21 protein-coding genes are annotated in these 23,552 nt (G+C 31.4%); all 21 read right to left on the reverse strand.

From position 1 onward, the window contains the following. Positions 1–154 precede the first annotated feature (154 nt). The 21 genes from L21TH_RS03890 to L21TH_RS03990 all read right to left on the reverse strand — a co-directional run bounded on the left by L21TH_RS03890 (position 155) and on the right by L21TH_RS03990 (position 23,539). The gene (locus L21TH_RS03890) at positions 155–937 is read right to left on the reverse strand and encodes a type III pantothenate kinase (protein WP_006309662.1); all 783 of its coding nucleotides are present in this window, start codon (positions 935–937) and stop codon (positions 155–157) included. A gap of 47 nt (positions 938–984) precedes the next feature. Then, complete coding sequence (locus L21TH_RS03895; RefSeq protein WP_006309663.1) at positions 985–1,755, reverse strand: ECF transporter S component; 771 nt, start codon at positions 1,753–1,755, stop codon at positions 985–987. Between the two features lie 168 nt (positions 1,756–1,923). Next, the gene (locus L21TH_RS03900; RefSeq protein ID WP_006309664.1) at positions 1,924–2,889 is read right to left on the reverse strand and encodes a P1 family peptidase; all 966 of its coding nucleotides are present in this window, start codon (positions 2,887–2,889) and stop codon (positions 1,924–1,926) included. Further along, on the reverse strand, positions 2,882–3,868 hold the full coding sequence (locus L21TH_RS03905) for a biotin--[acetyl-CoA-carboxylase] ligase (protein ID WP_006309665.1): 987 nt from the start codon (positions 3,866–3,868) through the stop codon (positions 2,882–2,884). The genes L21TH_RS03900 and L21TH_RS03905 overlap by 8 nt, the downstream gene beginning before the upstream one ends. Before the next feature lie 195 nt (positions 3,869–4,063). Next, complete coding sequence (locus L21TH_RS03910) at positions 4,064–5,179, reverse strand: sodium ion-translocating decarboxylase subunit beta (RefSeq protein WP_006309666.1); 1,116 nt, start codon at positions 5,177–5,179, stop codon at positions 4,064–4,066. A 36-nt stretch (positions 5,180–5,215) separates the two neighbouring features. Continuing rightward, positions 5,216–5,623 carry a biotin/lipoyl-containing protein gene (locus L21TH_RS03915; protein WP_006309675.1) on the reverse strand — a complete coding sequence of 136 codons (408 nt, stop codon included), beginning with the start codon at positions 5,621–5,623 and terminating at the stop codon, positions 5,216–5,218. Positions 5,624–5,683: 60 nt separating this feature from the next. After that, positions 5,684–6,052, reverse strand: a complete 369-nt coding sequence (locus tag L21TH_RS03920) for an OadG family protein (RefSeq protein ID WP_006309676.1) — start codon at positions 6,050–6,052, stop codon at positions 5,684–5,686. A 37-nt stretch (positions 6,053–6,089) separates the two neighbouring features. Further along, entirely contained in the window at positions 6,090–7,640 is a 1,551-nt protein-coding gene (locus L21TH_RS03925; protein ID WP_006309680.1) for an acyl-CoA carboxylase subunit beta, read from the reverse strand. A 16-nt stretch (positions 7,641–7,656) separates the two neighbouring features. Next, positions 7,657–8,058 carry a methylmalonyl-CoA epimerase gene (gene mce, locus L21TH_RS03930; protein WP_006309681.1) on the reverse strand — a complete coding sequence of 134 codons (402 nt, stop codon included), beginning with the start codon at positions 8,056–8,058 and terminating at the stop codon, positions 7,657–7,659. Positions 8,059–8,195: 137 nt separating this feature from the next. Continuing rightward, positions 8,196–9,134, reverse strand: a complete 939-nt coding sequence (gene meaB, locus L21TH_RS03935; protein ID WP_006309683.1) for a methylmalonyl Co-A mutase-associated GTPase MeaB — start codon at positions 9,132–9,134, stop codon at positions 8,196–8,198. A gap of 29 nt (positions 9,135–9,163) precedes the next feature. Then, positions 9,164–9,562, reverse strand: coding sequence for a cobalamin B12-binding domain-containing protein (locus tag L21TH_RS03940; protein WP_006309684.1), 399 nt, complete (start codon positions 9,560–9,562; stop codon positions 9,164–9,166). A gap of 60 nt (positions 9,563–9,622) precedes the next feature. Further along, positions 9,623–11,302, reverse strand: a complete 1,680-nt coding sequence (locus tag L21TH_RS03945) for an acyl-CoA mutase large subunit family protein (RefSeq protein ID WP_006309686.1) — start codon at positions 11,300–11,302, stop codon at positions 9,623–9,625. Between the two features lie 447 nt (positions 11,303–11,749). After that, the gene (locus L21TH_RS03950; RefSeq protein WP_006309687.1) at positions 11,750–13,420 is read right to left on the reverse strand and encodes a formate--tetrahydrofolate ligase; all 1,671 of its coding nucleotides are present in this window, start codon (positions 13,418–13,420) and stop codon (positions 11,750–11,752) included. Positions 13,421–13,493: 73 nt separating this feature from the next. Further along, complete coding sequence (locus tag L21TH_RS03955; protein ID WP_006309688.1) at positions 13,494–13,877, reverse strand: thioesterase family protein; 384 nt, start codon at positions 13,875–13,877, stop codon at positions 13,494–13,496. Positions 13,878–14,174: 297 nt separating this feature from the next. After that, positions 14,175–15,989: an ATP-dependent zinc metalloprotease FtsH gene (gene ftsH, locus L21TH_RS03960; RefSeq protein WP_006309689.1), complete on the reverse strand. Its 1,815-nt coding sequence runs from the start codon at positions 15,987–15,989 to the stop codon at positions 14,175–14,177. A gap of 270 nt (positions 15,990–16,259) precedes the next feature. After that, the gene (gene hpt, locus L21TH_RS03965) at positions 16,260–16,799 is read right to left on the reverse strand and encodes a hypoxanthine phosphoribosyltransferase (RefSeq protein ID WP_006309698.1); all 540 of its coding nucleotides are present in this window, start codon (positions 16,797–16,799) and stop codon (positions 16,260–16,262) included. A gap of 1 nt (position 16,800) precedes the next feature. Next, positions 16,801–18,198 carry a tRNA lysidine(34) synthetase TilS gene (tilS, locus tag L21TH_RS03970; protein WP_006309699.1) on the reverse strand — a complete coding sequence of 466 codons (1,398 nt, stop codon included), beginning with the start codon at positions 18,196–18,198 and terminating at the stop codon, positions 16,801–16,803. Between the two features lie 195 nt (positions 18,199–18,393). Then, complete coding sequence (locus L21TH_RS03975; RefSeq protein WP_006309700.1) at positions 18,394–19,272, reverse strand: protein kinase domain-containing protein; 879 nt, start codon at positions 19,270–19,272, stop codon at positions 18,394–18,396. A gap of 48 nt (positions 19,273–19,320) precedes the next feature. Continuing rightward, positions 19,321–20,031, reverse strand: a complete 711-nt coding sequence (locus tag L21TH_RS03980) for a vWA domain-containing protein (RefSeq protein ID WP_006309701.1) — start codon at positions 20,029–20,031, stop codon at positions 19,321–19,323. Positions 20,032–20,176: 145 nt separating this feature from the next. Further along, on the reverse strand, positions 20,177–22,573 hold the full coding sequence (gene spoIIE / locus L21TH_RS03985; protein WP_006309702.1) for a stage II sporulation protein E: 2,397 nt from the start codon (positions 22,571–22,573) through the stop codon (positions 20,177–20,179). A 561-nt stretch (positions 22,574–23,134) separates the two neighbouring features. Continuing rightward, positions 23,135–23,539 carry a S1 RNA-binding domain-containing protein gene (locus L21TH_RS03990; RefSeq protein WP_006309704.1) on the reverse strand — a complete coding sequence of 135 codons (405 nt, stop codon included), beginning with the start codon at positions 23,537–23,539 and terminating at the stop codon, positions 23,135–23,137. Positions 23,540–23,552: the final 13 nt, after the last annotated feature.

The raw sequence follows: 23,552 nt of genomic DNA on the forward strand, positions 1-23,552 counted from the left end.
ATAAATAGCGATTCATCTCCCTATTGAAATAGGGAGGATTCTCGCTTAACTATCCTAAATTTAACCCATAATCTATAATTCATTTGTATATACGTTCTTTGATAACTTATATTATAATACCTAATACATCAAATATACAATAATATAGAGTAGCCTATTCAGCTACTCTATCCTTATTTCTTTCATATATAATTCTTAAACCTTCTAACGTCAATAGCTTATCTATCTTTTCAATAGTATTAGATTCACTTGCAATAAGAGTTGATAATCCACCAGTAGCTACAACTGTTTTAACCTTATCACCTAACTCTTTTTTCATTCGATTAACAATATTATCGACAAGGCCTGCATAACCATAAGTTAAACCTGCTTGTATACTGTTAATAGTATTCCTACAAATAACACTTTTAGGCTTAACCAATTGGACTTTTGGTAGCTTTGCAGCTCTCTCAAACAAAGCCTCACTGGAGATTTTAATACCAGGAGTAATAACGCCTCCTAAATAATCACCTTTCTCTGATATGGCACAAAAAGTAGTCGCTGTACCAAAATCAACAACGATAATAGGTCCACCATATTTTTCATAAGCTGCTACTGCATTAACTATTCTGTCAGCTCCTACTTCTCTCGGATTATCGTATCTTATATTCATTCCTGTTTTGATTCCTGGCCCTATTATTAGTGGTTTCTTATTACAATATTTAATACTCATAGCTTGTAATGAATACATTAGTGGTGGTACTACAGATGATATTATTACTGCTTCTATATCTTTTAAACTTAAACCGTTATACTCAAACAATTGATTTATAAGTACACCATATTCATCTGAAGTCTTGTTTTTATCAGTTGATATTCTCCAATAATTCAATAATTTTTTTCCTTTATATACTCCAAGCACTATGTTAGTATTTCCAACATCAAATACTAAAATCAACTTCGTCACCTTCTTTTTAATATTTAAAGCAAGCTTTTAGCTGCTATTTATCTTGTTTGTTTTTTTAAAGACATTACAACACTAGTAACTATTAGCATTGCAACAATCACTTCAGGTATTCCATTAGTAACACCGATACCCAAAATCACTTTACCCGCTGTATCAGGATTTAATCCAAGTTTTTCTACAAAGCTCTCAGTATATATAAAATATATCATTGAAAGTACACCAATAGTATTAGTTAATGTACCTATTCCAGCAGATATTACTACTTCCACTGCATGGTCTTTTAATCTCTTGTATGAAAAATATCCTACTATAAATGTAAGTAAAATTAAAATTCCGGTTAGAATTAACTTCCACAACATTATTTCACCAGCAATATATCCATTTATTTGAGTAACTAAAGTATTAATAAGAAAGCCTAATGTCGCTATCCAAATTATAATTAAAACAACTAAAGAAGATTTTCTGCCAAGCTTCTTAAATAGTATATATGAATAATATGAGGTAATCCCTATAAGTATTCTAGGAAGTACTGATACTAAAGGATTTAAAAATACAAAAGAAACAGGGGTTGGATTCGAAATAGCTTGGAAAATACTAAATAGTCCAAATATAAGACCTACTAAAGCTCCAACTATTGGTCCCTCTAGTATCGCTCCCATAATAACAGGTATGTGCATAATAGTAGCTCTAGTTGGACCTACTGGAATAAATCCTAAAGGCGTTAACCCCAATACCGCAGAAATACTCCCAAGAACTCCTACGATAGCTAACTTTCTCACTGAAAACCTTTTCGAGTTACTTGACATCATTAACATCACCCTCCGTTCTAGTTCCTAGCATGGATACTAGACGTTTTAGAAACTATATTCAATTTTTCTAAAACAGTCTAGCTCTTTAAAAGATGCTAGCTTATTTTATACCTATTTTAACAATTTTATTATCTTTATGCAACGTTTGTTACAAAGTATTTACTAATATTATCCGCTTATTATATCTGACCAAGCTAGTATGTCTTTGTACCCTTTAGCAGCTTTTACTCCGTTAGTAATTGCTCTTGACATAACTTCACTTGCTAAAGTACCAACTAAGTTTACATCAGCCTCAACTTTGCCTGTAGCCATAGCAAATATAGTATCACCATCAAACATGGTGTGTATCGGATTTATAGATTTAGCATACCCATTTTGAGCCATTTCTGCAACTTTATTAGCTTGTGCCTTTGTAAGCTTTGCATTAGTAGCTACTACTCCTATAGTTGTATTTTTAGCAGGAAATCCAACTGTTTTACTTTGATTCTTCATTAATTCATAACTATTTAGTAGCTTCTTACTTTCTTTATCTATTGTACCTGCTAAAAGCTTATTAGTTTTATAATCATAAACATCTCCAAAGCTATTTACGGCTACTATAGCTCCAACCCATAATTCTCCTACCTGCATACTTGCACTACCTAGTCCCGACTTCATTGCATTATCAGGTCCTAATATTTTTCCTACAGTAGCTCCTGTACCTGCTCCTACATTGCCTTGTCTATTTTCTTCTTTTGATGCCTTTAAACAGGCCTCATATCCCATCTTAGCATCTGGTCTTATCCTATAATCACCTATATTCAAGTCAAATAATACTGCACTACATACAATAGGAACCTTTGTAACTCCTACGTCAAAACCTATCTCTTTTTCTTCTAATGCTTTCATAACTCCAGAAGCAGCATCCAAACCAAAGGCACTTCCTCCTGATAAAACTACTGCATGAACTTTGTCTACTAATTTCTCTGGCTTTAATAAATCAGTTTCTCTAGTTCCAGGAGCTGAGCCCCTTACATCTACTCCTGTAGTAGCTCCTTCCTCGCATAAAATAACAGTACAACCAGTCATTCCTTCAAAGTTTTCACTATGTCCTACCTTTATACCATCTACATCTGTAATATATCCACTATACATATCCATTTACACCCCTTATTGAAACCTCTCCTGAAATTATTTTTTGTATTTTTCCTTCTTGATTCTCTATCAATAATTCGCCTTCATCGGTTAGGTCAACAGCTTTACCCCTTATTTCTTTATTTCTAAATATAACTCTTATTTCTTTCCCTAATACTGCAGAGTTTTCTTTACAAATTTCTATAGAATGAGTAATCTCATTTTTATTTAAAAGCTCTTCATATAATTCTTCAAAGTTATTGAATATATTAGCTACTAATTGCTTTCTAGAAACCTTTTTTCCACTTTCTATTTTTAACGATGTAGCTATATCCTTTATGTCATTTGGTATCTCATTTTCGTCTAAGTTTACATTAATACCTATACCTATTACTATATAATTAATTTTATTTAATTCTCCGCTCATTTCTGTTAATATACCACATACTTTTTTATTGTTTATAATTATATCGTTTGGCCATTTAATATAGTTTTTTATACCAAGCTCTAATATAGATTTAGATACAGCCGCTGCAGTTACTTGTGTAATTTTAGAAGCATCTATTGGCTGTATATCTGGTCGTATAATTATAGACATCCACACACCTTTCCCTTTAGGGGATACCCAGTTTCTCCCTAATCTTCCTCGTCCCTTTGTTTGTTCTTCTGATATTATAACTGTACCTTCTCCTTTTCCGTCAGACGCTAGTTGTTTTGCCTTACTGTTTGTGGAATCTATAGAGTTAAAATACAATATATCTCTACCAATTCTTTTTGTTTTTAATAAATCCTTTATTTCATCATATGTTAATACATCTGGAGTTAATATAAGTCTATATCCCTTTCTAGATACTGATTCTATTTCATAGCCCTCATCCTTTAACTGGTTCATGTATTTCCAAATAGCTGTTCTGCTAACATTCAATTCTTCACTTATCTTCTGTCCTGATACAAAGTCTCCTTTATTCTTCTTTAAAAGTTCTAATATCTTCCCTTTCAACTTTCTTCACCCTTTATAAACTGAAGTATATATAATTATCCACAATTCCATTATATAATATAACATTTATCCACATTATAGCAACAACTACATATAATAATTTAATATTGAAAATGTAAAATTTAAAACAGTTTTGCTATTAACTAATAAGTTACGAGCAATTAAAAACTGCCCATATGATATGGGCAGTGATTCTTAACCTCCAAATAACATTAATAATATACCTGCTGCTACTGCTGAACCAATAACTCCTGCAACATTTGGTCCCATAGCGTGCATTAATAAGAAATTAGATGGGTTTGCTTTTTGTCCTTCTTTTTGAACCACTCTTGCTGCCATTGGAACAGCTGATACCCCTGCTGCTCCTATTAAAGGATTAACTTTACCTTTACTTGTCTTGTACATTATCTTACCAAATAATAAACCAGTAGCCGTTCCTATTGAAAAAGCAACTAAACCAAGTGCAACTATCTTTAATGTATCTGGTGAAAGGAATACATCTGCCTTAGCTTTAGCCCCTACTGTTATACCTAATAATATAGTAACTATATACATTAAAGAGTTTTGTGCTATTTCAGTTAATTTAGGTACAACACCTGATTCTTTTATTAAATTACCAAACATAAGCATACCTATTAAAGGCCCTGCTGATGGTAATAAAAGTATAGTTAAAACAGCTACTACAATTGGAAATATTACCTTTTCCTTTTTAGATACTGGTCTTAATTGCTCCATTTTTACTTTTCTTTCTTCTTCTGTTGTTAAAAGCTTCATTATTGGTGGCTGTATAATAGGTACTAAAGCCATATATGAATAAGCCGCCACTGCTATAGGTCCTAATAGGTCATCAGCTAGCTGTGATGTAAGATATAATGCTGTAGGTCCGTCAGCTCCACCAATTATACCTATTGATGCAGCTTCTGGGCCAGTAAATCCCATTAAAATAGCGCCAATAAATGTGAAAAATATTCCAAACTGAGCTGCTGCTCCTAATAAAATACTTCTAGGATTCGCAATAAGGGGGCCAAAGTCAGTACTTGCTCCTACACATAAAAATATAAGTGGAGGATATAGTCCGTTTTCTGTTCCCCAATATATAATCCTCAATAGTCCGCCTTCCTCCATTAATCCAGTAAGCGGTAAATTAACTAATAACATTCCAAATGATATTGGTATAAGTAAATATGGTTCATAGCCCTTACTTATTGCTAAATATAAAAGTCCAAAAGCTATTCCAAGCATTATTAGTTCCTTATACGTAACAGCGGCAAAACCCATATTTTTCAGAAACTCACCTAATAATTCTAGCATTTAGAATTACCTTCCTTTCTTAAGTTTGTTTATCCTTTACTCAAGTGACACTAATGGGTCCCCTGCGTTAACTGACGCCCCTTTAGATGCATTAATAGCTGCAACTTTGCCGCCTCTAGGTGCAACTATTTCATTTTCCATTTTCATAGCTTCAAGGATAACTAAAACTTGTCCTTCTGATACTGTATCTCCTTCACTTACTTTTATATCTACTACAGTACCTGGCATTGGAGCTTCAACAGTTTCTGCTCCTTGTGGTACAGGCTTAGCTTGAACTTCTTTTTTAGGTGCTGATTTTACTTTTGGTGCACTTTGTTGTGGTTTTGGCTCTACTTTTGGTTGAACCGAAGGAGTACTTGATATAGTTTGAGTTGTAGAAGCTCCTAATTCTTCTACTTCAACTTCATAAGTTTTTCCGTTTACAGTAATTTTATATTTTTTCATTGTTATATGCCTCCTTGTATAATATCAGATTTTATATTATACATAATATACGTATAAAAATTATCTTATTTGCTCATTTCTGCCTGCAACTGCCCATGGTGTAGACTGTTGCTGTACTCTTTTTATTTTTCTTATTCTAATATCTGTAGCTGGTCTAGATAAGCTTGCAGCTATTGCTGCTGTTATTACAGCTACTAGTTCTTCATCTTGTTCATTATCCTGCTCTACTTTATTTTCTACTGTTGCCTTTTGTTGAGTATTTGTTCTAACTGTATCTTTCTTTACTTTTTGCTTATTATCTTTGTAAAATAAAACTTTAAATCCTGATAAAATATATGAAATAACTAAAAGTGTAGCAAACACTATTAACATACTGAAAATAGTTATATATAATGACTGACCTAAAGTTACTGAATCACCAAAGTTCACTTATATCACTCCCTTAAAAGCACTCAAGCCCTTATCTTTATAGAGGCATATTTCCGTGCTTCTTCGCTGGTCTATTTTCACGTTTACTCATTAACATATCAAAGGCACTTATTAATCTAGGTCTTGTTGCAATAGGCTCTATTACGTCATCTACAAAACCTCTAGCAGCTGCGACATATGGATTTGCAATAGTGTTTCTGTACTCTTGAATCTTTTCTTGTCTAGTACTTAATGGGTCTTCCGACTTTTCTATATCCTTTCTAAAGATAATATTAGCTGCACCCTCTGGTCCCATTACTGCTACTTCTGCAGTCGGCCATGCTAACACTAGGTCAGCTTTAAGCTGTCTACTACACATAGCTAAAAATGCTCCACCATATGCCTTTCTTAATATTACAGTTACTTTAGGTACTGTGGCTTCACTATATGCATAAAGCATTTTAGCACCATGTCTAATTATTCCACCATATTCTTGGTCTGTTCCCGGTAAGAATCCTGGGACGTCAACTAATGTAAGTATAGGTATATTAAATGAATCGCATGTTCTGATAAATCTAGATGCCTTGTCTGATGCATCTATATTTAAACATCCGGCTAATACTTTTGGCTGGTTTGCTATTACTCCCACAGCTCTTCCGTTTAATCTTATAAAACCTGTAACTATATTTGGTGCAAAATACGGCTGTACTTCAAAGAAATCATTGTCATCAGCTAATATTGTTATAACTTCCTTTACATCATAAGGTTTGTTTGCATCATCTGGTATTATTTTATTAAGTCTTTCGTCTAATCTATTGATATCATCATTTGGCTCAAATACTGGTGGCTCTTCTAAATTGTTTGATGGTAAAAAGCTTAAAAGCTTTCTAATATTAGCGATAGTTTCTTCTTCTGAATCATATACAAAGTGAGCAACACCACTTACTTTGTTATGAGTCATAGCTCCACCTAGTTCTTCTGCTGATACTTCTTCACCTGTTACTGTCTTTATAACTTGAGGACCTGTTATAAACATCTTACTTGTATTGTTTGCCATAAATATAAAGTCTGTTAAAGCTGGTGAATATACTGCACCACCTGCACAAGGTCCCATTATTACTGAAATTTGAGGGATAACTCCAGAAGCAATTGTATTATTGTAAAATATATCTCCATATCCAGCTAAAGCATCTACACCCTCTTGTATTCTGGCTCCACCAGAGTCGTTTATTCCTATCAATGGTGCTCCCATTTTCATAGCCATTTCTTGAATCTTAGCTATCTTGGCAGCATGCATTTCCCCTAAGGAACCACCTATAACTGTAAAGTCCTGAGCGAAAACATACACTAATCTACCATCAATAGTTCCATAACCTGTTACTACACCTTCGCCTGGAGCCTTAACTTTTTCCATACCAAAGTTAGTACATCTATGCTCTACAAATGTATCTAACTCTATAAAACTACCTTCATCTAATAATAGCTCTATTCTCTCTCTTGCGGTTTTTTTGCCCTTTGCATGTTGTTTTTCTATTCTTTTTTTTCCTCCGCCTTTTTTCACTTCTTCTTTTTTTAACCGCAATTGTTCTATTTTGCTTTTAGTAGACATTTATGCTTGCCTCCTTCTATTTTCTTTCACAAAGTTCTACTAAGACACCATGTGTACTCTTAGGATGTAAGAATGCTATTCTTGCTCCACCTGCACCATATCTTGGTTTTTCATCAATCATTCTAATTCCTTTTGCTTTCATTTCTTCTATAGCTTTCTCTATATCATCAACTCTATAAGCTATGTGTTGTATTCCTTCTCCTCTTTTTTCTATATATCTAGCAATAGGACCTTCTTTATCAGTAGACTCTAATAATTCTATTTCTGTGTCACCTATTGGTAAGAAGGCTACCTTAACTTTTTGCTCTTCAACTATTTCTGTTCCTTCAAGCTCCATACCTAAAACGTCTTTATAAAATTTTAAAGTTTCTTCTAAATCCTTAACAGCTATACCTATGTGATCAACCTTTTTAACCATATATATACCCCTCCTTATTTTAGTTCTGGACTATTAGCTTTTCGCTGTTGGCCACTACTAAGAACTTACCACTAACCACTAACACGCATCATATGTCAATTCTTACGTTTACTTTCACATCTTTTAGCACGTTTTTATCATTTAGTTATCTTTTCAATTATAGTATCTCTAGCTGTATAGGGGTCTAGTTTCTTTTCTACTATATCCTTAGCTATTTGCTTAAGTGTATATTCTTTATCAGTTACATCCATAACCATATTCATTAGCTTTTCTTCTACTAGATTAAGTACTTCTAATTTGGCATTTCTTTCTCTTCTCGCTCTTAATTCTCCTCTTTGTTCCATTTCATTTTTATGTTCAATTATTGAATTTAATAATTTATCAATACCTTCTCTTTTCAAGCTTGACACTTGTATTACTGGAGGTCTCCACTCTTTATTGTCATTAAAGTCCAACATCATTTCTATTTCTAATGCAGTCTTTGAAGCTCCATCTAAATCACTTTTGTTCACTGCAAAAACGTCAGCTATCTCCATTACTCCTGCCTTTATTGCTTGGATATCGTCACCTAACCCAGGAACCATAACCATAACTACTGTATCGGTAGTTTTTACTATATCTATTTCAGACTGCCCTACTCCTACAGTTTCAATAAATATATAATCAGCACCATAAATGTCTAGAAGCTTTATAGCACCCTGTGTAGCCTTTGAAATACCGCCTAGATGTCCTCTTGTACCCATGCTTCTAATGAATACACCTGGGTCAGTAGACAAATCGCTCATTCTTATCCTATCACCTAAAATAGAGCCTCCTGTAAAGGGACTAGTAGGGTCTACAGCAATGACTCCTAATTTTTTATCTTTCTTTCTCAATTCTTTAACTAATTTATCTGTTAAAGTGCTTTTTCCTCCACCTGGTGGACCAGTTATACCTATCACATGGGCCTTTCCTGTATACTTATGCAGTTCTTTTATAATCTGTATTGCTTCTGGTTCATTATTCTCAAGTTTGGAGATAAGACGGGCACAAGCCCTCTTATCTCCATTTAATAACCTTTTGGCTAGTTCTTCCAAAATAAGCACCACCTATTATGCAAAAGCTACTACTTTCTCTTTACATTATTCTTAATAAATTCTATAACTTCTGAAGTAGGTGTACCTGGTGTGAATACTTCTTGAATTCCCGCTTCTTTTAATCCAGGTATATCATCTTCAGGAATAACCCCTCCGCCTATAATTAATACATCATCTACATTTTGCTCTCTTAAAAGGTCTACTACTTTAGGAAACAAATGATTATGTGCTCCAGATAAAATACTCATAGCAACTGCATCAACGTCTTCTTGAATTGCAGCTGCTACTATTTGCTTAGGTGTTTGCCTTAATCCTGTATATATTACTTCCATTCCTGCATCTCTAAGAGCTCTCGCAATAACTTTGGCTCCTCTATCATGTCCATCAAGACCAGGCTTTGCTACTAAAACTCTGATAGGTCTATTCATTTATTTTACCTCCTTAACTCTATATTAACACTCATTTATTTTCTTCTGTATAGACTGAAATTAAAGTATTACTGACTGTTGATATTCTCCAAATACATCTCTTAATACACCACATATTTCTCCTAATGTAGCGTATGCCTTTACAGCTTCTAAGATATATGGCATAGTATTTTCTGTTCCCTCTGCAGCTTTTCTTAAAGCTTCTAATGTTTCTTTAACTTTTTCGTTGTCTCTCTCAGCTTTAAGCTGCTCTAATTTCTTCTGCTGTAATTCTCCAACTGCTGGGTCAACTTTTAATATATCTTTGTGAGGTTCTTCTTCTATTTGGAACTTGTTAACTCCAACTACTATTTGCTTACCACTTTCAACCTCTTTTTGATATTTATAAGCACTTTCTTGGATTTCTCTTTGGATATATCCTTTTTCTATTGCTTTAGGTGCTCCTCCTAATTCATCTATCTTGTCAATATATTTCATTGCTTCTTCTTCAATCTGCTTAGTTAAACTTTCAATGTAATATGAACCTGCTAATGGGTCAATTGTATCTGCTACACCACTTTCATGTGCCACTATCTGCTGAGTTCTCAATGCTATCCTTACTGATTCTTCTGTTGGAAGGGCTAATGCTTCGTCTCTTGAGTTAGTGTGAAGTGATTGTGTACCACCTAACACTGCAGCTAAAGTTTGAATAGTAACTCTAATAATATTATTGTCTGGTTGCTGTGCTGTTAATGTTGAACCTGCAGTTTGTGTATGGAACTTAAGTCTCATAGACTTTTCACTCTTAGCGTTAAATCTTTCTTTCATGATTTTTGCCCATAGTCTTCTAGCTGCTCTAAACTTAGCAACCTCTTCAAGTAAATTATTATGAGCATTAAAGAAGAATGATAATCTAGGAGCAAAAGCGTCAACATCAAGACCGGCTTCTAAAGCAGCTTCTACATATGCTATACCGTCAGCTAAAGTAAATGCAACCTCTTGTACAGCCGAAGAACCTGCTTCTCTTATGTGATATCCACTAATACTGATTGTATTCCATTTTGGCACATTTTCCGAACAATATTCAAATATATCAGTTATTAATCTCATTGATTCTTCAGGTGGGAATATGTATGTTCCCCTTGCTATATATTCCTTTAATATATCATTTTGAATAGTACCTCTTAATTTATCTGGTGATACTCCTTGTTTTTCAGCTACTGCTATATACATTGCTAGTAATACTGAAGCAGGAGCATTTATAGTCATAGAAGTACTAACTTTATCTAAAGGTATACCATCAAATAATATTTCCATATCCTTTAATGAATCAATGGCAACTCCAACTTTACCTACTTCTCCTTGAGCTAATTCATGGTCTGAATCATATCCAATTTGTGTTGGTAAGTCAAAAGCAACACTTAAACCTGTCTGTCCTTGTTCTAATAAGTACTTATATCTTTTGTTTGATTCTTCTGCCGTAGCAAAACCAGCATACTGTCTCATAGTCCAAAGTCTACCTCTATACATTGTAGGTTGGACTCCTCTAGTATATGGATACTGACCTGGAAAACCTAGTTCTTCGTTATAATCAATGTCTTCTACGTCCTCTGGTGTATATAGTCTTTTAACCTCGATTTCTGAAGTTGTTTTAAAGTTTTCTTTTCTTTCTGGAAATCTTGAGATAGTTTTTGATAATGTTGTATCTTCCCAGTTTTTCTTAGCTTCTTTTACCTGAGAAACTTTTTCTTTATCAAACATTTTGAACCTCCTTATTTTTGTTGAAAAAGTATAGATTCCAATTAAGGTGTGAAAATGTTTTCATTTGATAAAAACAATAAACCAATATATAATCTTATACAAGTATAGACTATTACATTATAATTTATTTTGCAATATTTATTTCAATTTTTTATAATTTTGAATTTTAAATTTCAATATACACAATATTATAGTCAAATACAGTTATAGTCTAATTTACAGAAGATTCTGTCGTCAGATTGTTAATATTTTTTAATATTTTCTTTAAATTCTCTTATTTTAAAAGTTGACATAAACACTCATTTCCCGGGAAATTTTTTGTTATATGTTATTTTTATGTCGTTTTATCGACACTTAATTATTAAAATTATCTGTTTAAAATAAAATTTTTAATTTAATATACAGGGAAGCTGCCACCTATGTATACTAGATGACAGCTTATCTATACTAAAACAATCCTTCAATATTTCCCTTTTCATCTATATCCATGTTATTAGCTGCAGGTACTTTAGGAAGCCCTGGCATAGTCATAATATTACCTGTTAAAGCTACTATAAAACCTGCTCCTGCAGATACACTTAAATCCCTAACTGTAATTTTAAATCCTTCTGGTCTACCTATAAGTTTTGGGTCATCTGAAAGAGAATATTGTGTTTTAGCCATGCATATAGGTAAATCAGAAAAGCCTAATTTTTCATATTTACTTATTTTTTTCTTTGCATTTTTAGTAAATTCAACACCTTCTGCTCCATATATATCTTTAGCAATTGTTTGTATTTTGCCTTCTACAGAATCATTTTCATTATAAAGGCATGAAAACTTTGATTCTTTGTTTTCACATAACTCCACAACTTTTTCAGCTAATTCAACACCACCATCGCCACCTTTTGCCCATACTTCTGATAGTACTACGTCAATTCCGATTTGTTTGCATTTATCAGCAATTAATTGTAGCTCATTTTCTGTGTCAGTAGGGAATCTATTAATAGCTACAACTGATGGTACTCCAAATTTAGATATGTTCTCTATATGCTTTTCAAGATTTGCAAATCCTTCATTCAGTGCAGTTAAGTTCTCTTTATCTAACTCTTCATTTGATACTCCACCATGTTTCTTTAAAGCTCTAACTGTTGCCACTATAACTGCTGCATCAGGCTTTAAGTTTCCTGCTCTACACTTTATGTTAAAGAACTTTTCTGCACCTAAATCTGCACCAAATCCTGCTTCTGTTACTACATAATCTGCAAGTTTAAGTCCATACTTTGTAGCCATTATACTATTACAACCATGGGCAATATTAGCAAAAGGTCCTCCATGAATAATAGCTGGTGTGTTTTCTAGTGTCTGAACTAAATTTGGTTTAATTGCATCTTTTAATAATATAGTAAGTGCTCCTGTGGCATTTAGGTCATCAGCTGTTATCGGCTCATTGTCATATGTATATGCAACTATCATTTTGCCTAATCTATCCTTTAAATCCTCTAAGTCGTCTGCAAGACATAAAATTGCCATTATCTCAGAAGCTACTGTTATATCAAAGCCGTCCTCTCTTGGGACTCCGTTATTCCTACCTCCTAAGCCTACTACAATGTTTCTAAGAGCTCTATCATTCATATCTAAAACCCTTTTCCACACGATTCGTCTAGGGTCTATATTTAACTCATTGCCTTTATGTATATGATTATCTAAAAGAGCTGATAAAAGATTATGGGCAGTTGTTATTGCATGTATATCCCCAGTAAAGTGTAGGTTTATATCTTCCATAGGTACTACTTGAGCATATCCTCCACCTGCTGCTCCACCTTTTATTCCAAAGCTAGGCCCTAATGAAGGTTCCCTTAGAGTAGTTATTGCTTTTTTGCCTATTTTGTTTAATGCCATACTTAAACCCACATTAGTAGTAGTTTTTCCTTCTCCAGCAGATGTAGGATTTATAGCAGTTACTAAAATCAGTTTGCCATCTTTATTATCCTTTATTTTATCCCAAAACTTTAATGAAATCTTGGCTTTATAATTTCCATATAACTCTAATTCTGATTTATCTATATTTAATTGTGCACCTATTTCTGTAATAGGCAGCATATTAGCCTCTTGTGCTATTTGAATATCTGTTTTCATTTTCTTATCCCCCACTCTCCCTTTTTTGGTTTTTATGCTATAGACAAACTTGTAATTTTTTTATACTCATTTACTACTTTATATTACTGAAAAACTTCTCTTTATTTATTATGTATCTAGTGTGATTTCCTTCACCTATTTTTTTCTTTTCATCATGAGCTTCTACTTTAAAATATAATTTTTTACCATCAATCTTTTCTAATTTAGCCTTAGCTGTAACTTTCATTCCTACTGGAGTAGCTGCTAAATGTTTGATATCTACATGAATCCCTACTGTTGCATATCCATCTGGTAACTCCTTATCAACAGCATTTAACGCTGCATTTTCCATAAGACCAACCATCATAGGTGTAGCGTATACATCAATATCTCCACTGCCAAATTTTGCTGCTGTATCGTCTTTAGTTACTGTTTTTTCTACAGTTGCTTCCATACCTTCTTTTAAATTAAATTCCATGTTAACCATCCTTTCTATTTTTATTATTAGGAAATTAGAAATTTTCTGAACTATGAAATTCTATATATTTGGAAGATTTTACTCAATAATTATTATAACACAAATTTGTCTGATAAATAACGAATATAAACAAAAACAACTTCGTCGATTTGCTAGTTAGTAGCTCGTTGTTAGTAGTTAGTAGGTTCTAAGTCTAGCTTTCAGGTCACTTTAACTACTATAACTATATTAGAATAAGTTAGGCTACTGGCTTTTTGCTATTAACATAACAAAAAGCCAGCCCAATAGGACTGACTATTATGCATTCTGGAATATTTCTTCAAATTCATCTGCATTTAAAGTTTCTTTTTCAAGTAGTGCTTCTGCCACTTTATGAAGTTTATCGATATTTTGTTTTAAAAGCTCCTCTGCTGTGTCATAAGCTTTGTCTATAATTGCTCTCATTTCTTTATCTATTGCTGCTGCAACTTCTTCACTGTAATTTCTACTTCTTCCTAAATCTCTACCAATAAACACTTCGTCTTCGTCTGTACCATATGCCATAGGCCCTAGTTTTTCACTCATACCATATTTAGTAACCATTTGTCTTGCTATTTTAGTAGCCCTTTCTATATCATTTGAAGCTCCTGTACTTATATCGTCTAACACAAGCTTTTCTGCTACTCTTCCACCTAATAGGTGTACAAGATTTTCTTCCATTTCAGTTCTTGACATATAGTATTTATCTTCTTTTGGAAGTATCATAGTGAATCCGCCTGCTCTACCCCTTGGTATTATAGTTATCATATGAACAGGGTCTGTATTTGGTAATAATCTAGCTACTACTGCATGACCGGCTTCGTGGTATGCCGTAAGCTTTCTTTCTTTTTCACTTATAACTCTACTTTTCTTCTCTGGTCCTGCTATTACTTTAGTTATAGCTTCTTCAACTAAATCCATTGGAATCTTTTTAAGGTTTTTTCTTGCTGTTAATAATGCTGCCTCATTTAATAAGTTTTCTAAATCTGCTGGCGTAAATCCTGGCGTTCTTCTTGCTATTACTTTAAGGTCTACATCATCATCTAATGGCTTTCCTTTTGTATGAATTTCTAATATTGCTTCTCTTCCTTTTATGTCAGGAACTCCTACTTGTATCTGTCTATCAAATCTACCTGGCCTTAATAGTGCTGGGTCTAGTATATCAGGTCTATTTGTTGCAGCTATTATTATTATTCCTTCATTAATGCCGAAACCGTCCATTTCGACTAGTAATTGATTTAGAGTTTGCTCTCTTTCGTCATGACCTCCACCTAGACCTGCGCCTCTTCTTCTACCTACTGCATCTATCTCATCTATGAATACTATACAAGGTGAATTCTTTTTAGCTTGTTCAAATAAATCCCTTACCCTTGAAGCACCAACACCAACAAACATCTCAACAAAGTCTGAACCACTTATGCTGAAGAAAGGTACTCCTGCTTCTCCTGCTACTGCCTTTGAAAGATATGTCTTACCTGTACCAGGAGGGCCTACCATAAGGATACCTTTTGGAATTCTAGCACCTAGCTCAATATATTTTCTTGGGCTTTTTAAGAAGTCTACAATCTCTTTTAGCTCTTCTTTTTCTTCATCTAAACCAGCTACATCGTCAAATGTAACTTTCTTACCTTCATCCTCTTTATGCATTTTAGCTCTACTCTTACCGAAAGACATTACTCGACTTCCGCCACCTTGTGACTGTTGCATAAATACAAACCAAAAAACTACAAATATTAAAATCATAAATATAGTAGGTAGAGCTTGTAAAAACCATGGAGTTTCCGGTTCTGGTTCTCCTACTACTATTATCTCATTTTTTATGATTTGTTCATTTAAATATTTATTGAAAGTAGAATTATCTTCTATTATCTCAGGAATATAAGAGGTAAAAGATGTATCGTCTCTGAATTTCCCTCTTACTTCATGTTCTACAAAAGTAATACTCTTAATGTTTTTGTTTTTTAATTCGTTTACTAATTGAGTGTAATCAATTTTTGCAGGTTGCTCACTCGGTCTTGATGCAATATTTACAACGAGCAAAATAACTATGAATACAAGCAGATAAAAGCTTATGCTTCTAAAAAATCTTCTCAACTATAGTCCTCCTTCCACTCCGTATAAAGTTGTGCAATTGTATTTATTTGCAGCGTATACAAGTACATTTCTTGCATTTAAATTCATTACAAAACTATACTAAATTTTTAATTGATTATTCAAATTTTATAATAGTAAGTTTAATATAATGAACTATTATTATGTCAACTATTTCGTAAATTTAAATTAAATAAATGTAATAAAAAGTCTCATATTCTATTATTTTAACATAATAGTTTTTAAAAAACAATAATGCCAAATCAAACAAACCTATTTACTATACACTTCTTCTTTTAATACACAGATGTATGGTAAGTTTCTATATTTTTCATCAAAATCTAGTCCATATCCAACTACAAACTCATCTGGTACTGTAAAACCTTTGTAATCATATTTTATATCAGCTTTACGTCTCTCTGGTTTATCTAATAATGTACAAATCTTAACACTTTTTGGTCCTCTAGATTTAAGATTTTCTAATAGATAGCTTAAAGTTAATCCTGTATCTATTATATCTTCGACTATTAAAACCTCTTTACCTTCTATACTTGTATCTAAGTCTTTAATTATCTTAACTACTCCCGATGATTCTGTAGAGCTTCCATAACTTGATACCGCCATAAAGTCCATTGTTAGTGGTAAATCTATGTTTTTTGCTAAATCAGCCATGAACATTACTGCTCCTTTTAAAACGCATATTAAAATTAAATCTTTTCCTTTATAATCTTCTGTTATTTGCTCTCCTAATTCTTTTATTTTATTTTGTAGTTCCTCCTCTGTAATTAAGACTTGTTTAATATTTTGTTCCATATTATTCCTCCTCTAGTTTTTTATACTCTAACATTAAGACTTTATCAGTATTATCAGTTATTTTATATAACTCACTTATTCTATAACCTATAATCCAAAGAATATGCGCCTCATCTTCGACTATAGGAATTATATCTCTTTTTTCCCTTGGTACTTTTTGGTCTATAAAAAAGTCCTTTATTTTTTTACTTCCTTTCATTCCTAATGGAATAAATCTGTCTCCAGGCTCTCTGGTCTTTACATATAAATCTCCTTTTATATTATCATAGTTAAAATATTTTCTGTTTTTGTTAGCGTAAATTTCTAATTCTTTTTTATCTATAATCTTTGAATTAATTACAGCATTTAATTCTGGTATATAAGTTTTATCGTATATATTTAATTTATATTTAAAGCCTTGTTTTTTATTTTTTTGACTTCTTTGCTTTATAAAGACCACTTTATCATAACTTATACTAACGTTAATATTGTTAGATATGTTTACCCTCTTCCCAGTGATTCCTTTATCTATCAACTCAATAACTTGACTAACATGCTTTTCTTCTATACCCTTTAAATCTTTGTTTATTTTTTCAATACATAATCTTATAACTCTAGCCTTTATGCTTTTATGCATATCAACTAACTTGTTTAAGTCAGCTACAACTTTATTATTACTCTCCTCAATAACAATTTTTTTAAATTCTCCATAAGAATAGTCATTTAAGAATTTACTATCCATCTTTATTACCCTAGACATTCTGAAAAGAGTATCTATAATTCCTTCATTAAAGTTTTCCTGTATGTATGGAATTAACTCTAACCTTATTTTGTTTCTTCCATATATAGGCTTTAAGTTGGTTTTATCTATTCTTGGCTTTATATTATTTTCTTCACAAAACTTTTCTATTTCTTCTCTAGTCACATCCAACAATGGTCTTATTATATTTCCGTTTATATAATCCATTCCTACAAGACCGTCTATACCAGTGCCCCTTAATACTCTCATAATAAGTGTTTCACCTTGGTCATCTTTATTGTGGGCTACTGCGATTTTTCCTCCACCTAATTTGTTAATTATTTCATAAAAAAAGTTATATCTTATTTCTCTTCCTGCCTCTTCTTCTGATAATTTTTTCTTTTTAGCATATCCTTTCATATCTACAGATTTAGAGTAAAACGGTACTTTATATCTATTACATATATCCCTCACAAATTTCTCGTCTTCGTCTGCTTCTTTTCCTCTTACTTTATGATTAACATGTGCTACATGTAATTTAAACTCTATTTCTTGTTGTAAATCCTTTAATATATAGAAAAGGGCCAAAGAATCTGGTCCTCCTGATAAACCTAATAATACATTATCTACTTTTTCAATTAGGTTATATTTTTTTATCGTATGTACTACTTTTTCTTTCATTTTATCACCTGTATCCTTATTTTTACGTCATATTTTTAATCATACCCTTAACATAATTACTTAAACTTTATACTTTATTATCTGATTTTTATTTTACATTCTAGATTCTAAATTTTCAAATATATTTGTTTAATAATATTATTTTCTACATTCATGATTATTTTCCTTTTATAAATATTTACCTTTAACATTAATTTAAACTCTAGTAAAAACTATAACTATTACAAAAACAAAAAAACAAATACTAGATATAAGAAAAATGTCTACTGCATCAATGAAATGTGCTCTTGTATTTTTATTTGATTTTAAACAATCTAATACCATTTTTAAGTCATTTTTAAATACTCTTATGCTTTTATATTTTACATTTAGCCCTTTTATTATTGTCTTTTTTAATTTTTCATTGACTTTTAAAGCTTTTACTATAGAGATTACATCTTTTAGAGTATATTTAAATGGACTAAACTCCTTTTTTAAAATCATACTAGTCATTAGCATTGAAATACTAAATATAATAGTAGCTTGTTTATCTATATCTGATTTAATATCCCAGGATGTAGGGTTATATGTTGGGGTATATTCCTTTAAACATTTGTCTTTATCTATTAAACCTCCGAAATCAACTAGCATTACTCTACTATTTTTTTTATCTATTAAGATATTTTCTAATTTTAAATCCCCATACAAGCATCCTTCTTTATAAGCTTTTTGTAAAATATCTAATAAAATAATTCCAATTCCTAATACATCTTTTTCATTAAAGTTATGTTTTTTAATAAAAGCTTTTAAATCATCTCCATATATGTATTCCATTACAAAAAAATTAAAAGTATTATTTCCTTCTTTATAATCGTCTAATTCATATACTCTAGGTACAAACTTATACCCTTTTAATCTCTTTATGTTATTATATTCCCTAGTAATAGAGCTAAAATCTTTGCTTATTTTTAAGGCTTTAACATTTCCATTGTCATCTGTTACTTTGTATACTACTCCTATGCTACCTCTACCTATCTCTTTTAATACCTTATATTTATTATTGTTCCACTTCCCAGTAATCACCTTGCCTATCATAGCTCTCCCCTTCTTAAAAATAAGGTTTATAGCATAAAACTATAAACCTTATACAATGTTGCTTTCTACAATTTCTTCTTGCTTGACTCCTATTAAAATTTCTATAGCCTTTTTCAATGCTAATCCCGTCGGGGTCATACCTCCTACCTCTATTTTTGAAAGCTTTCTTTCTAATTCATTAATGTCTTCCGTAAGCCCTGATATAATTTGATATATTTGATCTTTTTTTCCTGGATAAGCTATAACAGCTATTTCAGTTTTTCCCTTTCTACCTTTTAAAACCCTTAATAAATTTAATATGCTGTTTTTAGCAATATTTATTTTCTTAGACATACTTCCACTACTATCAAGTACTATACAGCATCTAATATTTGCTTCTTCTCCTAATTTGTCTATTATATCTATTATTTTCTTCCTCGAGTCAGGATGTATATTCTCAATATCCTCCCCTAAAATCTGTTTTAATTCTTTATTTACTGTTTCTTCAATTGTTTTATATACAGATTTTTGAGTTACCATTTCCATGGTTCTAGATAAATTATTGATATCAGTTAATTCCCAAACCCCTCCACCTTCACCAGCTATCCTTTGTATTTCTAGCAAAGGCTCTTCGTTTTGTCTGTCATTTACTATACCTATTGTATTTACTATTATTCCTTCGTTATTAGCTTGTCTAGCCACTTCAACTGGGTCACATCCTACATTCGACTGTCCATCAGTAACCAAAATAACTTGTCTAAACTTAATTGTTTTTTCCACTTTTATACCTCCTAATTTTACTAGCCTTGTCTTTAGTAATTATTGCCATATTATTAGGAGATATACATGATACTTTAAGCACTAAAAAATATAGGACTGGACACTTCCAGTCCTACTAATAACAAATAAGTTATTGTTAATCGTTTTAGTTTTTCCTTCTCTTCCATACTTTTGTCACAAGTACAGTCATATCGTCTTTAGCAACTCCACCACATACTTCTTTAGATTTCTCTATAATTTGTTGCGCTACTGACTGTGGATTGAAGCCATTTATTTCTTCAATTATTTCTTCCATCCAAGTCTCTTTGTCTTCTAATTCTCTGTTTGCATCTAATACTCCGTCTGACATCATTATTACTAAGTCTCCATCTTCTAGCTGATGCTCATACACTTTAAAATCTACATCTTTTAATATACCAAGAGGTAACGTATTTGAATTTACTATTTCCACTCTATCTTTCTTTTTAATAAAAGTAGGTGCTGCCCCTGTCTTTATAAACTTTGATTCCCCGTTAAACAAATCTATCATTGCCATATCAATAGTAGACAACATTTCATCATCTGACTTAAGAACCAGCATTGAATTTATAGTTTTTAATGCCAGCTCTCTATCAAAGCCTGCCTCTAAAAACTTTTCTAGTAATGAAATAGTTATATCACTTTCTTGGTTTGCCTTTTGTCCTACTCCCATCCCATCACTCAACGCTACATAGTAGCTATTATTACTTTCTCCAAATGTATAACTATCTCCTGATATGTAATTGAAGGACTCATCAACTTTGCAAACCTTTGTTATTGCACCAAATCTATTTGCTTTTATTAATTTGAACTTAATTCTTTTTTTGTTATCAAAATTATTACTGTAAAACTTGTCCTTAACTACTTCAAATCCCACTGTATTTGATACTATTGGTATAACCCTATCTACAATATTTTCATTATAATTTGAAGCCTTCACTTCTAGAATTATTTCAAAATTATCTTTTAAAGATTCTGTAACTATTACTTCCTTTACGTTTATGCCATTTTTTCTTAATTGCGAATATATTTCTATTTCTACTTTTTCTTTAAAAATTACATTTTGTTGTACTTCTTTTGCTAAATCTTTTATTATTTTTGATACACCTTGAAGCTGTTCTGCTACTAATTGTCTGCTTTCTAATAATTTATTTTCCCATTTGTAATTCACTTTGTACATATCAAATAAATATTTTGCCTTTTGTATTACCTCTTTTTCTTTTATACATCTGTTATTGAATATTTTAGAAAATTCTTCTTCAGTAATGTCTCCCTCTAGCTCTAATATTGTTAAAACTTCAAACATAGAATTATATGTTGTATAAAAGTCATTAACCCAACAGAATTTATACATTGGACATTTTTTACATGTATCATTCACTATATTATCTATAAATTTTGATATATCCTTTTGCTCTACTATTTTTTCTTTATCTGATACTCTTTCAAAAGTAGTTGCTAATTCTTCAAAAACCTTTGAAAATTCATCTAATCTTTTATAAGTAATATCTTTAATTCTATCTTTATAAGAATTCTGTAGTACACTTACATTCCCTAATTTTAAAAGTATATTTTTATATCTAGTTCTCTGTATTATGGTTAAAACTATAATAAAAATACCAATTCCTACAGCTGTTTCTTGTAATTGGACTATAGACTCAGTAAATCCATCTATATAAAAAGCCATTATGCTTATACCCATAATAAATCCTATACTGCTTCCTAATCTTCCTAATTCTTTGAATAACCCTGCTAATAGCCCTGCAAAGCCATATACCGAAATAACTAAAGGCATATCGGGTGTTGACATTGAAGTAACTATTCCAATGGTTACTCCAACGGTAGCTCCCATAGTAGGCCCTTTTATATATGCAAATAATACAACTAATAATACAGCTACTACATTACTTAAAGAGATTCCTAATATGTTAATAGAATTAAAACCTGATACCACTAACGCTAACATTATTGCTCCACATATAAGCTCCTCACTTGTATATGGCCTATCATAGTTACCATCAATAATATCTATACTGTAATTAAATATATAGGTTAAACTGAAAACAATCAGTCCTTCAAAAACAGCCATAACTATATTATAAAAATAGTAATCACTTGCCATAACAATTACACTTTTCAATGTTACTGTAATTACAGAAGACATCAAAGCCATCTTAAATGTTGTGAATTTAATTTTTTTATTTAAAATTCCATAAACAAGTAATAATGTTAAATATATTAGAATATACTGATAACTATTAGTACCTTGATAACTAATTATTCCTAGGGAGCAAATTATACTAATCCAAAATGCATGTCCATACTTATATAAATATACAGCAGCTAATGCTATTCCAAAAGGTGTTAGACCATCCATGATACTAGCTCTAGATATAAACAAAGCCATTAAATAAATGACTACATCATTAAAAGAAACATTAAAAAGTTGTTTTTTAACTTGATTAAATAATCCTTGTCTATTCTTTTGAGCTTTCGTAGAAAGTAATTCCATTTTGTTTATCATTTAACCCCACCCCTATCTTTTGTTGGGGTCATTGTATCAAATTTGAAAATAATTTTTTGTCAAGAATAGTTGTTAGCCCAAAATAAAATTTAGACATTATACATGTTATTATTAGTATTTTTTAGTTTTATCTATTTAAAATTTAATACTTAAAGCTGTAAGACAAAGAGTTTTTTGGTAATATTCAAGCTTCTAATCCTCTTTCTTTCTGCCCTCGACATGATTTTTATATTACTAATTTACTATATAAGTTAAACAATATCTTATGTATAATTATGTTGGTTAGCTCAAAGCTATTGTCTAACCTAGATAATAACTGCGTTAAGTAATTCTTTTCAGGTTAATAAATTAATTTTGCCTTTTTATGTCAATTTAATATTAACTAAGTCCTTTAACATAAATTATTATTTTGCATAATCGTTGAAAATTAGCTAATTTCTATATGCAAAAAATAAATAAAACCTTAAAGATTAACTTTAAGGTTTTATTTATAAATTTGTCTAAAACTTTTTTGCTTTTATAAAAAATTTTCAATGAAAGCATAAATAAAATCTTTAGATTTTATCGTCCACGAAAAGCATTATTTTTTTTGTTGCCTCTATTTTTAAGTTGCTCTTGTCTTTCATTACTATCTTTTAAAAATCTATTAATTTTCTCTTCGAATGACATATTCCTTTGAGTCCTTCTTTTTTTGCTCCAGTCAATCTCAATTGGCTGATTACTGCTTTTTTTAGGTGACGCTTGCTTAATAGATAAACTAATCTTTCCTTTCTTATCGATACCAATAATTTTAACCTTAACTTTTTGGTCCTTTTTAAGATAGTCACTAACTTTGCTAACATAGTCCTTTGATATCTCTGAAATATGAACTAGTCCTGTCTGTCCTTCTTGTAGCTGAACAAATGCACCAAAATTAGTAATACCAGTCACAGTGCCCTCAACTACATTTCCTACCTTTATGGGCATACGTTAAATACTC

The organism is Caldisalinibacter kiritimatiensis (assembly GCF_000387765.1).
In the GTDB taxonomy this organism is placed as follows: Bacteria; Bacillota; Clostridia; order Tissierellales; family Caldisalinibacteraceae; genus Caldisalinibacter; species Caldisalinibacter kiritimatiensis.

What these genes read in the sequence shown, in the direction of transcription:
- L21TH_RS03895 (WP_006309663.1), bottom strand. Translation starts at nt 1,755, where the DNA reads ATGATGTCAAGTAACTCGAAAAGGTTTTCAGTGAGAAAGTTAGCTATC.
- L21TH_RS03900 (WP_006309664.1), bottom strand. Translation starts at nt 2,889, where the DNA reads ATGTATAGTGGATATATTACAGATGTAGATGGTATAAAGGTAGGACAT.
- L21TH_RS03910 (WP_006309666.1), bottom strand. Translation starts at nt 5,179, where the DNA reads ATGCTAGAATTATTAGGTGAGTTTCTGAAAAATATGGGTTTTGCCGCT.
- L21TH_RS03915 (WP_006309675.1), bottom strand. Translation starts at nt 5,623, where the DNA reads ATGAAAAAATATAAAATTACTGTAAACGGAAAAACTTATGAAGTTGAA.
- L21TH_RS03925 (WP_006309680.1), bottom strand. Translation starts at nt 7,640, where the DNA reads ATGTCTACTAAAAGCAAAATAGAACAATTGCGGTTAAAAAAAGAAGAA.
- mce (WP_006309681.1), bottom strand. Translation starts at nt 8,058, where the DNA reads ATGGTTAAAAAGGTTGATCACATAGGTATAGCTGTTAAGGATTTAGAA.
- L21TH_RS03940 (WP_006309684.1), bottom strand. Translation starts at nt 9,562, where the DNA reads ATGAATAGACCTATCAGAGTTTTAGTAGCAAAGCCTGGTCTTGATGGA.
- L21TH_RS03945 (WP_006309686.1), bottom strand. Translation starts at nt 11,302, where the DNA reads ATGTTTGATAAAGAAAAAGTTTCTCAGGTAAAAGAAGCTAAGAAAAAC.
- L21TH_RS03950 (WP_006309687.1), bottom strand. Translation starts at nt 13,420, where the DNA reads ATGAAAACAGATATTCAAATAGCACAAGAGGCTAATATGCTGCCTATT.
- L21TH_RS03955 (WP_006309688.1), bottom strand. Translation starts at nt 13,877, where the DNA reads ATGGAATTTAATTTAAAAGAAGGTATGGAAGCAACTGTAGAAAAAACA.
- hpt (WP_006309698.1), bottom strand. Translation starts at nt 16,799, where the DNA reads ATGGAACAAAATATTAAACAAGTCTTAATTACAGAGGAGGAACTACAA.
- tilS (WP_006309699.1), bottom strand. Translation starts at nt 18,198, where the DNA reads ATGAAAGAAAAAGTAGTACATACGATAAAAAAATATAACCTAATTGAA.
- L21TH_RS03975 (WP_006309700.1), bottom strand. Translation starts at nt 19,272, where the DNA reads ATGATAGGCAAGGTGATTACTGGGAAGTGGAACAATAATAAATATAAG.
- spoIIE (WP_006309702.1), bottom strand. Translation starts at nt 22,573, where the DNA reads ATGATAAACAAAATGGAATTACTTTCTACGAAAGCTCAAAAGAATAGA.
- L21TH_RS03990 (WP_006309704.1), bottom strand. Translation starts at nt 23,539, where the DNA reads ATGCCCATAAAGGTAGGAAATGTAGTTGAGGGCACTGTGACTGGTATT.